The 14,039-nt window shown below is 46.6% G+C and carries 12 protein-coding genes; 4 read left to right on the plus strand and 8 right to left on the minus strand.

Features of this window, described 5'->3' with window-relative positions; genetic code table 11:
* Positions 1–2: 2 nt before the first annotated feature.
* From DWZ45_RS08130 to htpG, 5 genes are all read right to left on the minus strand, one after another.
* Positions 3–1,262, minus strand: coding sequence for a CapA family protein (locus DWZ45_RS08130; RefSeq protein WP_243015241.1), 1,260 nt, complete (start codon positions 1,260–1,262; stop codon positions 3–5).
* A gap of 69 nt (positions 1,263–1,331) precedes the next feature.
* Positions 1,332–2,174: a DegV family protein gene (locus tag DWZ45_RS08135; RefSeq protein ID WP_118468513.1), complete on the minus strand. Its 843-nt coding sequence runs from the start codon at positions 2,172–2,174 to the stop codon at positions 1,332–1,334.
* A 273-nt stretch (positions 2,175–2,447) separates the two neighbouring features.
* Complete coding sequence (locus tag DWZ45_RS08140) at positions 2,448–3,515, minus strand: CPBP family intramembrane glutamic endopeptidase (protein ID WP_182426650.1); 1,068 nt, start codon at positions 3,513–3,515, stop codon at positions 2,448–2,450.
* 48 nt (positions 3,516–3,563) lie between these two features.
* Positions 3,564–3,830, minus strand: coding sequence for a hypothetical protein (locus DWZ45_RS08145; RefSeq protein ID WP_118468516.1), 267 nt, complete (start codon positions 3,828–3,830; stop codon positions 3,564–3,566).
* A gap of 210 nt (positions 3,831–4,040) precedes the next feature.
* On the minus strand, positions 4,041–6,044 hold the full coding sequence (gene htpG, locus DWZ45_RS08150; protein WP_118468518.1) for a molecular chaperone HtpG: 2,004 nt from the start codon (positions 6,042–6,044) through the stop codon (positions 4,041–4,043).
* Positions 6,045–6,401: 357 nt separating this feature from the next.
* Here htpG and DWZ45_RS08155 point away from each other — a divergent pair, with 357 nt between their 5' ends.
* Positions 6,402–6,896 carry a DUF5721 family protein gene (locus DWZ45_RS08155; RefSeq protein WP_118468520.1) on the plus strand — a complete coding sequence of 165 codons (495 nt, stop codon included), beginning with the start codon at positions 6,402–6,404 and terminating at the stop codon, positions 6,894–6,896.
* A gap of 42 nt (positions 6,897–6,938) precedes the next feature.
* On the opposite strand, the gene DWZ45_RS08160 is transcribed toward DWZ45_RS08155, so the two are convergent.
* Positions 6,939–7,805 (minus strand): MurR/RpiR family transcriptional regulator, encoded by an 867-nt coding sequence (locus tag DWZ45_RS08160; RefSeq protein ID WP_118468522.1) that lies wholly within the window; start codon positions 7,803–7,805, stop codon positions 6,939–6,941.
* 254 nt (positions 7,806–8,059) lie between these two features.
* On the opposite strand from DWZ45_RS08160, the gene DWZ45_RS08165 reads away from it, so the two are divergent.
* The 3 genes from DWZ45_RS08165 (at position 8,060) to DWZ45_RS08175 (ending at position 11,567) form a co-directional block, all read left to right on the plus strand.
* Positions 8,060–8,902 carry a carbon-nitrogen hydrolase family protein gene (locus tag DWZ45_RS08165; protein ID WP_227589755.1) on the plus strand — a complete coding sequence of 281 codons (843 nt, stop codon included), beginning with the start codon at positions 8,060–8,062 and terminating at the stop codon, positions 8,900–8,902.
* On the plus strand, positions 8,903–10,471 hold the full coding sequence (locus tag DWZ45_RS08170; RefSeq protein WP_118468524.1) for a BCCT family transporter: 1,569 nt from the start codon (positions 8,903–8,905) through the stop codon (positions 10,469–10,471).
* Positions 10,472–10,619: 148 nt separating this feature from the next.
* Positions 10,620–11,567: a DMT family transporter gene (locus tag DWZ45_RS08175; protein WP_118468526.1), complete on the plus strand. Its 948-nt coding sequence runs from the start codon at positions 10,620–10,622 to the stop codon at positions 11,565–11,567.
* Between the two features lie 84 nt (positions 11,568–11,651).
* Here the strand turns inward: DWZ45_RS08175 and DWZ45_RS08180 are convergent, their stop codons facing one another.
* Together DWZ45_RS08180 and DWZ45_RS08185 are read right to left on the minus strand one after the other, a co-directional pair.
* Positions 11,652–13,034 carry a sodium/glutamate symporter gene (locus DWZ45_RS08180; RefSeq protein ID WP_118468528.1) on the minus strand — a complete coding sequence of 461 codons (1,383 nt, stop codon included), beginning with the start codon at positions 13,032–13,034 and terminating at the stop codon, positions 11,652–11,654.
* A 146-nt stretch (positions 13,035–13,180) separates the two neighbouring features.
* The gene (locus tag DWZ45_RS08185) at positions 13,181–14,038 is read right to left on the minus strand and encodes a DUF6282 family protein (RefSeq protein ID WP_118468529.1); all 858 of its coding nucleotides are present in this window, start codon (positions 14,036–14,038) and stop codon (positions 13,181–13,183) included.
* Between the last annotated feature and the right edge of the window lies 1 nt (position 14,039).

Raw genomic sequence — 14,039 nt, forward strand, 5'->3', positions numbered from 1 at the left:
TTTTACTGCACCTGCACCTTTCCATTCTCATCAATCTGCACGCCGTCCGAAAGCCCCTGTATCTTCTGGTAAAACGCCTCTTTCTTCCCCACGTCCAGCTCTCTCGTATATCCGGCAGATGAAGTTGCAGGCACAATTGAAAGCGCCGTCTCTCCCTGTGCATCTACCGACGCCTGCACCAGCATTGTCTCCGGAATCGAGCTTCCGAACACAAAATTTCCCAGACTGTACAGAATCCATTTTCCATGATACAGCTCAATCCCCTGCAGCACATGTGGATGGCTGCCAACCACCAGATCAGCGCCCGCGTCGATGTACTGATGTCCCATCTCCCGCTGGTACGCCTCTGGCTGCGTGTTCCGCTCGATACCCCAGTGGACATAGACAACCAGATAATCACACTCTTTCTTTACCTTCTGGATCTCCTGCACGACCGAAGCCGTGTCATACGCCGAAAACATGCCCGGATGCGACGATCCTGCCGCCCATCCGCCCGTCGGAAAGACGCGCGACGCGCCCAGAAAACCAATCTTTTTTCCATTTTTCTCAATGATCTGCGGCTGTTTCGCCTCTTCCAGATTTTTTCCCGCCCCAACATGCAAAATCCCGGCACTGTCCAGCGTATCGCACGTGTCCAGCAGTGCGTCCGTGCCGTAATCTAGCGCATGGTTGTTCGCCACCGTCACGATGTCTGGTCCGATCTCCTGTAAAATAGACACGCGGGACGGCGATACCCGGAACGTAAACTGTTTATCCGCCGCCTGTGTTCCCCGGTCGCTGAACGGAAATTCCAGGTTTGCCATAAAAATATCAGACTCCGCGATCGTCTCCCGCAAGCTCTCTCCGAGGACGCCACCGATACCTCCCACACGGTCGTAGGCATTTAAAACATGGTTGGAAAAATAGATATCTCCGGCAAACAGAAGCGAACACTCATTTGAATCATTTTCTCCCGGTTCTGCCTCAAGTTTGCCAGATTCGTCCTGCCCCTGCATTTCCACCCCCAGTTCCGCGCCATCTACCTGTTCTGACTCCACCTGCCCGTCTATATCTGTTTCCGGATCAAGCGTTTCTTCCAATACCGTTTTGTCTTTTGGCTCCAATGAGATTGTCTCTTTCCATATGGAACCTCCCGCCTGGCATCCGCCAAGCAAAAGCGCCATTCCTGCCAAAATTGTCAAATTTCCAATTCTAGATAAAAGAAATGCCGTCCGGTATCTGAACGGCATTTTCGTGCATTTACTAAAAAATGTATGCTTCATTTTTCCTCAATCAATCGCAGCTGTCCGGCGTTTTCCACCTTTCCAGCTGTCATCACCCACTCTTTCTCCCTACAGTGTCATAACGATTCCGCCGTCGCCCGCATATACGGTTGCAACGCCAGCCGTATTCGTGATCACTACCTCACGGAAGTTTGCCCGTTTACACATGATCTCTTTCACGTGCTTAGCACGTTCCAGGTTATTACAGTGTGCGATCACCAGACGTTTGCTTGCGGTATCGCCGCCCTCTTTGCACGCAATCTCCGCCATCCGGTCGAGCGCCCGGGTCATGCCGCGCGCCTGATCAAGCTTGATGATCGTACCGCTGTCCGCGCCCATAACCGGCTTGATATTCAGCGCCGACGCGATAAACGCCGTCAAACCGGTCAGACGGCCATTTTTCTTTAAGAAATCAAGCGTCTCAATGACGAAATACGTGTTCATCGAATCCCGATATGCCTCTGTCTGCCTGCAGATCTCCTCAAACGGAAGACCTTTCTCGCACAGATCCCGGATGAACAGCGCAATATTTAACTCGCCCGCCGACGCCGACAGGGAATCAATGACCGCGATCTTCTTTCCGTCCGTTCCGTTCTCTTCCTCATAAAGGCGTTTTGCCAAAGCCGCCGAGTTGTAGCAGCCGCTCAGATGGTTCGAAAGCGTTACCACGAAAATATATTCTGCCTCGCCCTCAAATGCTTCCTTGAAGCTCTCCGGCGATGGACACGCCGTCTTCGGGCACTCGGGACTTGCCTTTACCTTTGCCAGAAACTCCTTCTGGTTAAATGTCTCATCATCCGTTACCTTGTAATCCCCTATCTGCAGGGTCAGCGGAATCATCTGAAAATGCGGATCCAATTTCAGTTCCTCCGTCAAATCCATGCAGCTGTCACCAATAATTTTATATAACATAACGTCCTCCCGTTACGCAATTCACATCACGTAGTATTCATTACTATTTATTATAGTAATCACACAGTAGGAAGTCAAGCATAATCCCGTGAAATACATACTGAAATACATGACAAACACATGAACAGTGTTACTGTTCACGCACACGTGCCCAGTAACAGATTTTACCGTGGCTTCGCATTTAAATACAACTAATTCCTGCTGCCACCACGTTATCTTACGGCACTTTCACTTCCAAAAGTGCCTGCTTGTGAACAGCAGCTGACCACCACATCATCTCGACAAGAAAAACGCCATCGTAATCAAACTTACCAGAATAAATGCCACTGTCCCGAGATTCCCATACATTGCCCCACATATATTGCGGAATTTCACTCCCTCTGGGATTGCCCCATCGGACAGCCAGATTTTCCGGAAATTGAAAATCAGCAGAACAAACGCCCCGATGATCGTGCAGCCCATAAACCCGGTCATCAGAAACGTGATAAACAGCGGCAGCAGCGTATCCTGTGTTCCAAGCATCGCTATCACTAACGACCAGCTGTTGATCAGAATATGCAGCAGACAGTTATAACGCATCCGTCCCGTCTTCACCGCCACATATCCCAGAACCACGCCAATCACCGCCGCATAGAGAAACTGCGTCACATTTCCGTGCATCAGACCAAACATCAGCGCCGTGTAGGTGATCGCCGCCTTATCGCCAAAACGGCGCAATCGGTTTAAAAGTTTCCATCGAAAGATATATTCCTCAATAATTGGTCCTAAAAACCCTACATATAAAATCATTACCGGCGAGAGCGAATCCAGCATCTCGTTGACCGGGTTCATCGCGGATGCATCGCCGCCGCTACTTGCCGCCACCGCATCATTGATTGCATTTCCCAGCAGGTTAAAGATAGTTCCAAATCCCTGTGCCAAAATAAAAAACATACAGAACTGCAGGAAACTAATCTTCATTTTCTCTGCCCGTTCTTCCGGAACAAGGCGCAGAATTAAAAATACGAATGGAAGAACCAGCGCATAGATGACCAGCGTGCTTCCGCCGTCCTCATACCACGCTGCATTTACCATCCAGTTCAAAAACGTACTGATCACGCCTCCGTCCGCCCATACGTTGCCAGCCACTTCCAGAAGTATGCTGACAAGCACCGCCATCACGCTGAAAAATGCCAGCGCCCAGCCGAGGACATTGCAGACACGGCGCACCTCGCGGCGGCAGGTTTTTCGGATTTGTTTCGGACTCTGAACCGCATTCTGCAGCTCAGGTTCCGTTTGCAGACCATTTTCATCTGCCTCCCACTGCCAAAGATCCGATTCGTTCCAGTTTCCCTCTCCCATTTTCTCTCCTTCGTCATTCAGGTCTTTCATTCCCAGAAAATACCTGTTTTATCTTCCGGCGCTTTCTATCACACGGCGCGCCTTTTCCTCCTCTGCTTTCTGCACATAAAACAGATATTCCCGTTCCGATGCCGCATTTTCTCCCGCACTTCCCAGCCTCGCCCGCTGATTGCCGGAAAGCACGCCCGCTTTCAGACGTTTCTCCACCTTGACCTGATACTCAATTCCCGCCTGTTCCAGCTGCTCCCGGATCGCCGCCTGCCGTTTCATATCAAATGTCGCGCCAACCTGTTTCCATCCTCCGATTCCAAACATACACGCACCTCCCCGTCAAATCTGAAAAAACCTTGCTAAGTGCTCCTATTCTATCATAAATACTAAATTCGTGAAATAGTGAATCCCATTTGCTCTCTTACGACAGGTAATAAAAGAGCTGCCACATTTACGTGCAGCAGCTCCGTTATTATATCATATATGATATTTTAACATATTTTCCTATATAAAACAGTCGTGAACCAAACATCCTTAGTTCAGCATTATACCCATAATCTCATTCGACCGTGCGATGAATTTCGTCATGCGCTCCGGTGTCAGGGAACCATGGCTGAGCTGTGCCAGATCGTAGAGCTGTTCGCAGATCTTCGGTGTATTCTCGCCATCCGTGTGCTCTAAGACGTACTGAACGAGCTTGTTGTTCGCGTTGAGTACCAGCACCTGACCGCTGCCGCCGAACATCGACGCGTCCATGCCCATGTTGTACATCTTCATCATATCCTGCATACGGCGTGTTTCCTCCGACAGGGTGATCATCGAAGAAATCTCAGCATCCTTCAGCTTCTCAACCTTTACCTGCAGCTTATCATCGCCCAGTGCTTTCTTGAAGGTCTCTGTCAGCGTCTCTTCCTGTTTCTTGAGCGCTTCCTTGTCCTCTTCCTTCACTTCCTCGCGCAGCGTGTCATTGACATCGGCATCAATACGCAGGAATTTCAGGTTCTCATGCTTCTGCTCTTCCTGGCTGATGAATGGATTATCAATGCTGTGAGACATGATGATCGCATCCTGTCCGTTTGCCTTGAACATGTTGATGTACTGGCTCTGCTCTTTCTCATTTGTTACATAGTAGATCTGGTTCTCATGACCTTCCTCTTTCGCCTTATCCATGCAGTCTTTCAGCGTCAGATATTTTCCGTCCAGATTCTTGTAAATGATGTAATCATCCATCTTCTCAGCAAATTTCTGATCCTTTAAGCAGCCAAATTTGATAAATGGAGCGATATCGTCCCAATATTTCTCATAGGTCTCACGGTCTGTCTTGCACATACCGGTCAGCTTGTCCGCTACCTTCTTGGTGATGTAATCGGAAATCTTCTTTACAAATCCATCATTCTGCAGCGCACTTCTCGATACATTCAACGGCAGATCCGGGCAGTCGATCACGCCCTTTAAGAGCATCAGGAACTCCGGAATAACTTCCTTGATATTATCCGCGATAAATACCTGGTTGTTGTACAGCTTGATAGTGCCCTCAATGCTCTCGTACTCCATGTTGATCTTCGGGAAGTACAGAATGCCTTTCAGGTTGAACGGATAATCCATGTTCAAATGAATCCAGAACAGCGGTTCCTTGTAATCCATAAATACCTTGCGGTAAAATTCTTTGTATTCTTCCTCGGTACACTCGTTCGGATGCTTGTTCCACAGCGGGTGAATGTCATTCAGTGCCACCGGACGTTTCAGGATCTTATATTTCTCGGTTCTCGGAGATACCTCCACGGTCTCTTTTGTGCCGTCCTCTTTCTCCTTTTCCTCGGTCTTTGCTTCCTCGACCACCGTCTCAACAATGGTGTCCTTGTCGGTCAGCTGATCCTTCTCGATCGTCTCATACTCCGGCTCTGCCGTTGCATTTTTCAGGTAAATCTCAACCGGCATGAAAGAGCAGTACTTCTGGATGACTTCACGTGCGCGATACTCATTGCAGAACTCAGTGCTGTCTTCATTTAAATAAAGGACAATCTTGGTACCATTGCCTTCCTTATCGCCCTTATCCATCGCAAACTCAGTGCCGCCCTCAGACTCCCAGTGAACCGGCTCTGCGTCTTTCTTATAAGAAAGAGTATCGATCGTAACCTTGTCCGCTACCATGAATGCAGAATAGAAACCCAAACCGAAATGACCGATGATCTGGTCTTCGTTTGCTTTGTCCTTATATTTTGCCAGGAAATCCTGTGCACCGGAAAATGCGATCTGGTTAATGTACTCTTCCACTTCCTCGGCAGTCATACCGATACCATTATCCTCGACGGTGATCGTCTTGTCCTCAGAATTAACGGTAACCTGAATCTTATACTCCGTCTCCCCCGGCTCCTCATACTCGCCCATCAGCGCCAGCTTTTTCAGCTTCGTGATCGCGTCACATCCGTTGGAAATCAGCTCACGATAGAAAATATCATGATCGGAATAAAGCCATTTCTTAATAATCGGGAAAATATTCTCGCTGTTGATTGATAAACTTCCTGTTTTTGCTGCCATATCTATACACTCCTTTTGATTGCAAAATACAGTGGATATCCGCTCCCGGAAATGGAGTCTGGCAGTTTCACTCTGCCGCGTCCAATCCTGCTATCCAGCTACATAAATATACGCTTGTAAAATTCTTTTTTTTGTGATTTTCCATCACCGTGACTCTTATTTTAATACCAGCGTTCCAAGATGTCAATAGAAAATTAGCACTCATTTTTGTTGAGTGCTAATAAAATTTCAAAATTCTCCGTCTTGCCAATAAGAAGTCACTTGCGTCCCCCTCCCGCCTGCGATAAAATAGAATCTACGTTATTGTTTCTACATTACACAGAAAATAACGAATTTACCATCTCAGCGAGGACACATATGATTGCCTGCAATATCTGTGATATAAAATTATTTACCAAGAAACTGTTCATCGGAGAGACATTTGACCGCTTTCTGCTCAAGGAAGCGGAGATCGTAACGTTCAACACCTTCTCCATCGACGGACGCGTCCATAAAAGCTTTTATTCCGAAGAAGAGCGTGCCGATGGGCAGATTGAAGAATATTCAACCTGGAAAACTCTGCGCCCGTTCTGTTTTTCCCTCCTAAAAGGAAAAAAGCTTCCGGAGCGCTTCTCCATCATTTTGAAGCTTCCGAAGGCTGCCACCGAACAGTTTCTGACCGCCCGCAAAAGCCAATGGCTCCCGGAGCAGGTCGGCGGACTGTTCTTAAATATTCATTATGAAAACCAGCATTTAAGCTGTGTCACCGGGCTGTCGCTCAACCAATTTACGTTAGACAAGACGCTGGAACGCGAGTGGGACGAGTCGATCCGGACATTTTTGCGAAAAGAAGAGCTGCCGTTTGAGGAATAACGGCAGCCCTGTTTTATCGGGTTTTCAGTTGCACATCTTCGATTAATTCTCCCAGAGAATCAGTCCATTGTCATTCAATGCCTGTTCGATTTTTTCAATATTCTTCGTGGATTCCGGTGCGGTCCGTCTTCCCAGTTCACTCATGAGCGCCTCCGTTACCAGCATCAAAGCAGTATCACCGCTCGGATGGTTCACAGAATTCGTATCAATCACTACATCTGCGATCTTTACCAATGGATTTAAGCTCGTATTTGTGATCAGTATCATCGGGATTCCCAGGTTATGTGCTAACTCTGCCACACGAATCGTCTTTTTCGTACACGGCCAGACCGAATACACTAAAAGCACATCCTTCGGCGTCGTATTGATTGCAATCCGGTCATAGACAAACTCTTCCTCCAGGCTGAGCTGGCGGATATGCGGATAAAAGCGCTCTGCCACATATTCAAAATACAGCGCCAGCGCCTTGCTGGAACGCATTCCCAATATATAGAGCTGATCTGATTCCAGCATCAGCTGGATTGCCGCCTCAAACTGGGAAATGTTTGACGGCGTACAGAGATTTTCAAGCACTTGGATTCCGTCCGCGATCGCCATATGGAACGTATCCCGGCTCGCCGTCTCCGAGGTACGGGAAAATTCCTGCCGCAGGCTGCGGTACGGCGTTGTATTTTTCAAAAGCGATTCCTGTGCCAATGCTTTCTTAAATGTAGTGTAGCTGTCAAAGCCCAGAAGCTGTACCAGACGCATGACCGTCGTGCTTCCCACACCCGCATTTTCCGCCAGCTCCGCCACCGTCATCACGCCGATCTTTTCATAATTCAGCGCCAGATAATTGCAGAGTATTCTCTGTTTTTTCGGTACGGCGTCCTTGATTTTTATGATCTGTTCCAATACTTCATTGCCCATCGTTTATCCTCATTCATTCCAAGATTCTCACTCGATTTTCGTTTGGTTTTATTATATACTTTCCTTAGAAATTCGTCAATTTGACATTTGTTTTTCGTCAAAGCAGACAAATTTCGGAGGATTTCTTTGTAAAAAAGGTAAATTTTGTTCTTTATTATTGTATTTTGGTTGATTTATTCCTTTATAAATTCTATAATTATATCATAAATGTCGTTTATGAAATAAATATTCTATTTTAGGAAGGGGATACTCAAATGCAACAAACTCGATCACCTTACCAAATCGCCATGCTCCAGATGGACTGCGATTTGTTCCATGTTTCTAATAATCTTGACAAAGCAGAGAAACAGATCCGGGAAGCAGCCGCTCACGGTGCAAAATTGATTTGTCTGCCAGAGGTATTTAATGTCGGCTATCTCGGCACCTGCATCCCAGATATGATGAAGCTCGCCGAAATCGAAGATGGACCTTCCCTGACACGGATGCGTAGTCTGGCAAAGGAACTTTCAGTCTTTATTCTGGCTCCGATTCTTTTTTCCACCCCATCTGGAGTCGAAAACTCTGCTTTTTTGATCGATGATACCGGCACGATTCTCGGGCATTATTCAAAAACGCATCCCGTCGGAGACGAACGAACTTATCTGCAGCGCGGCACCCAGTACCCGGTCTTTGAGACAAAACTCGGAAAGATCGGCGTCGTCATCTGCTACGACGTATGCTTTCCGGAAACCGTCCGCCTGCTGACACTGGCCGGTGCCGAACTGGTTTTAGTCCCGGCCGCATGGCGCGCCAGCTACTATTTCAAAGAATGGTGGGATTTAAACCTTGCGTGCCGTGCCCTGGACAATCTTGTATACATAGCCGCAGTCAACCGCTGTGGATTGTCCGGCGATGAGATCTTCGCAGGAAAAAGCCAGCTGGTAAGTCCTATTGGAGAACGGATTGACAGCTGCGGTGTTCAGGAAGAAGCCATTTTATATGGAAGCGTTGATTTAAACCGGATTGCAAAAGAACGTGATTTCAATACCGTTCTGACCGACCGCCACCCGGAGGACTATCGTCCTATCTGGGATACACTCTACAAGGAGGAATCATAAATGACTGATAAAAATGCTAAAAATGAAAACTCAAAAATTCGCATCATGACCTTTTTCCCGCCGTTTATTATTCTGGTCGCGTTCCTTGTTTTAAGCCTTGTCGATCAGGAAACTTTTCTGGGAGTCATCAATAATATCAACAACTGGATCATCAAAAATCTCGGCTGGGCTGCCAGCATTCTCGCCCTTGCAATCGTAATCGTCGCCGTTGTTGCCATGTTTTCCAAATTTGGCGATGTACGAATCGGCGGTGAGGACGCCAAACCAGAACTAAGCAATTTTTCCTGGTTTACTATCGCCCTCACAACAACCATGGCAGCCGGTGTCCTCTTCTGGGGACCGGGAGAGCCGATCGCGCATTACGCGTACCCGCCGACTGAATTATACGGCGTTGAACCTTCTACCAGCGGTTCCCTGAAATTTGCCATGGAAACCATGTTCCTTCACTGGACGATCGTTCCATATTGTATGTATACGGTTCCGGCGGTTGTATTTGCTTTCATGTATTACAACGCGAAAAAGCCGTATTCCATCGCCAGTGAAGTTTCCCCTCTTCTGGGTGACCGCTGCTACCATCCTCGCTGGATGCAGACCATCGACGCAATCACCTTATTTGCCATCGGTGCCGGTATGGCTGGTTCTGTTGCACAGGCATTCATGAATATTTCCGGTGGTATCTCTAAAATGCTTGGACTTCCATCTAATGCCCGCCTCTGGTTTATGGTCGGTATTGTCGTTGCCGCTGTCACGGTTGCTACGGCTGTTTCTGGTATCCAGAAAGCCATGAAGCATGTTTCCAATATCAACGTATACGGCTTTGCTATTTTCCTGATTTTCCTGCTGGTATTTTCAAATGCCTCCTTCCTGTTCAACCTCTCTACCGAGGCATTGGGCGGTTTCGCAGGTACCTTTATTGAACGTATCCTGATTACTGGTGAATCCGTTGGAACCCAGTGGCCGCAGTGGTGGACCACCTTCTACTGGTTCAGCTGGATGGCATGGGCACCTACCTCTGGCGCTTTCATGGGACAGATCGCTTATGGACGCAAGGTAAAACACGTGCTTGGATTATATGTAGGTCTTTGTGCTTCTGTCAGTGCCCTGTGGATGGTTTTAGTCAGCGGTACCTCTCTGTGGGTTCAGACTTCTGGACTGTTCGACCTCGTTGCATCTTATGACCGCGGCGTTGAGAATGTTCCTTATGATATGTTAGGAGCTCTTCCGCTTGGAAATCTGATCATCCCGTTATTCGTGGTTCTGATCTTCCTCAGCACCATTACCGCCTGCAACTCCAACTGTATCGCTATGGCAGGCATCTCCACTCAGGGTATCAACCCGGATTCCCCGGACTCCCCGATGTGGTTAAAGCTTGTGTGGTGTGTCGTTCCGATGGCAGTCGGCTACATCATGATCGCAACCGTTGGTGTCAATGGTGTCAAGATCATCGCAAACTTCGGCGGAATGTTCGCCGCCCTCATCATGATCGGCGCCACCGCCAGTCTGGGAATTCTGATTAAAAATTATAAAAAATTTGATAAAACAGGATCTGGCAGTTCCGATAAGGTATAGCTTTTCAAATTAAAAGCGTTCGCACAAAATATAAAAACATATAAAAATTAAAGAAACCTCTGCAATTCTTCCTTGATTACAGAGGTTTCTTTGACATATATTTCCTATATTGAACCATTTATCATATAATCATGTTGAAAGGAACGTCATGAAATTTGCACAAACTAATCCAATCCTAGGAGCTATCCTATACAACTTCTTATTTGGCATTTCTTATTTACCGCTAAAAATCTTAACTGCACGCCTAAATGGAGATACCGCACTACTAATTGCACTTCGTTTTGCAATCTGTCTTGTGCTACTTTACGCCTTAAAACATACCGAACGAATTCATCTACATTCTCTTCGTGATATGGGCATATGTATTCTTCCTATCTGTATTTTCCAGTTGCTTAATGGCTTTTTTGAAACCACCGGCATGTGCTTCTATCCTTCTGGGAAAGCAAGTGTGATTCTGGCATTAATCCCGCTAATCACCACCTTGCTTGCCATTCCGTTTTTTCACGAAAAGCCCTCTGCAGGACAATTTTTCTTTATTCTTCTTAGCTTTTTAGGTATTTTCATTGTTGCCGGAAATTCTGAGGATAAGGCTGCAACCGTATGGGGCTTTTTCCTGTTGTTAATGGCTGCCTTTATGTCCTCTTCCTTAAATCTCTGTATCCGGAAGCTCGGAAAACATCTGACACCTCTGGACATTACCTATGCTATGAGCTTCGCTATGTTCGCCGTTTATGGAAGCATTTCTCTGATAACGCACCTTGTTTCCAACGATCCCATCGAGTTATTTCGTCCGCTCGCGGATCCTGTTATCGTTGGCTGTCTTCTTGCCTTATCCATCGGGTCCTCACTTTATGCTTCAGCACTGCGGAACATAGTTTTTACCCATATGTCCATGGCTACTGCATCCAGCTTCAGCGGCATCTCCACTGTTACAGCTGTATTTACAGGCGTTATTATTCTTAGCGAGCCTTTCGGTTTCCATGAATTTTTCGGTATTGCTCTCGTCCTTCTGGGAATCTGGGGAGTCAATGCACTTCACCATAAAAATGGGAGATTTTCTTTCTCTCATCATTCTCCTCTATTTCACCTACATTAGTCCGAGGCGAACTTTCTATCAATAAAAAATGTGTGGCTGTTCATTTTCATGTCCAACCACACATTTTTCAGAATATACAAAGACTTATTTACTTATGACCTCTGCTTCACCTTCCCGAAGCTCATTCATCTTCTCATTATGTACACCAAAGCATTTTGCACATATCAGGAAGAGCACCACAGCAATTCCCGTTTCAATCACACCAACTGCAATACATCCCATGGAAACCGTCAAAATTGGCGTAAATGCGATGATAAAGACCTCAATCACGGACTGCAGCGTATACGAATATCCATAGTCATTCAATGTGCCGCTCTTTCCTTCCGGATCTACAATTCGAAGAAGCGTAACACCGATTGCCACCACTCCTGTTGTCCATCCAAATACAAAAATTGATCGTTCAAACCAGAAATTGCGGAACAGCTTCTGTCCAACTACAAATACTAAAAACAGGGATGTCAGCATTCCTAATACACATAAAACTAAAATCGGACCTGCAAATTCAAGTACAATGGAAATCGAAATAGATGCCACACCAAAGCCAACCAGATAATCGGTTACCATCGAACCAATCCGTCCTTCCACATGCTCATCAATACTGTCTTTAAAACGAGTATGCCCTATAATCGTGTTAATAATGACACCAAATATCATTGCCAGGCACATAACCGGTAATTCTACATTCGGTAAGAACTGTTTATAAAAATCGTAGAACTTATAACCACACAGTGTTGCAGTCAGCGTGAGTGCAAGATGAAATGCCAACGGATCCATACTCATTGGATTGATGGTTTCTTCTCCCATCGAATTTCTCTTACCTACTGGAACGATTCCTGTGCGGCACTCTTCCGGAAGAGATTCCGCTTTTTCTACCAGACGTGTTCCTCCATGTCTGGTTGCATAGTTAATACAGGCAATTCCTACAAACAAACCAACTAACAGACCCACGGTTGCAAACGTCTGCCCCAGTACAACGCCATCTTCACGTCCCAGTGAATTGTTAAGTGCCGTTCCAATCGTTGAAGCATAGCCATGTCCACCGCAAAATCCAGATGGCATCAGCAGGGCAATTTCTGTAAATACATTTGGAAACAAAATTTTCATCAGTGCACCGCCTACCAGCAGTGCAATACCAAAACAGAAAAATTCAGCTCCCATATTGACACAAAAGGAATCGCCCACCTTTGTCAGAATCTGTTTTACATTGGTTTTATCTTTTTTCCCCAGGAACAAACCGCCAAATAATACACATACCAGCATATAAGCATAACTTCCTATTTTACCGCTCCACGGAATCACGTTTAAAAACTGCGGTCCCAGGACAAGTCCCATCAGACCTGCCAGAACAGACGCTGGAATATAAAACATCTGCAAAAATTTTATACGGGAACGCAGGAACTGGGCTATAATCAGCAGCAGCGACATAAATGCAAAATCATATAGAAACGACATATTGGTATATTCCATAGATATCCTCCTTCCAGTACACTATATTATCCCTTACCTTCTTAAAAGTACTTCTCGAAAGAAATAAAAAGGTCAAGAATTCTTATAAGTAAACTTATAATTGATTTCTGACCTTTTTATTTTTTCATATTCAATTATCAAATTTACTATAACTCTCCCAGCACCTTCCGGGGCACCGTATGCGTCATCACATAAATCTCATCTTCCGTGATTCCCTCATCCAGCAATGTCTGCATAAACAACTTCATCGCTTCCACCGGGTGTTCTCTTGAAGTCTGCCCCCGATCCGTTACCATAAAACAGTGTTCTGCTCCGACTACCCGGATATGGTCTGCCATCTCCTGCGCCGTGCATTCCTTTTCTGCCACATTATACCAGCATTTTTCAATATAAACGCCCAGAGCTGCCAGCTGTTTCTGCGTTTTTACATCGACACGCGTCCGCGGAAATTCTGGATGTGTCAGAACCATACGGTTTCCCTGCCGGATTCCCCCCTGACACAGGAGAATACTTTCCTCCGGGCTGATGTGCCCGGTCGCGACTGCCGCATCATACTTTCTGGCAATCCTCAAAATCTCCAAAACCTCCGCCCTCAGCTCCCCTGTTTCGGTCAGGATAGAGATTCCAGAGCGGTCAAAGAAATCTCCCGGCATATTCCCGGAACACAAAGAGTTCTTTGCGTCCCGGGTCGGCATCCACACGATACGGCATCCGCGCTTCATCGCATTTTCAACCGCATATGGATTGAGTCCTCCGACTGGCCAGTTTAACACCAGACCGCCATAGGCTTTCGTACACGAAGCACAGTGGATATTAGCCAGAATTGCCCGCGCAATCGTGGACTCATAGTGAGATTTCAGCATAATTCCTGCCATTCCGGCTCTCCCGGCTTCTTCTAACAGCCCGTAATCATCCAAAACTCGATGAAAGGGGGACGGGGCTGCGTGCATATGGAGGTCATACGCTCCCTGCATTAAATATGCAATCTCTTTTTCTCTGTCCATA

The sequence above is a fragment of the Clostridium sp. AF32-7AC genome (assembly GCF_003477925.1).
GTDB classification, from domain to species: domain Bacteria; phylum Bacillota; class Clostridia; order Lachnospirales; family Lachnospiraceae; genus Otoolea; species Otoolea fessa.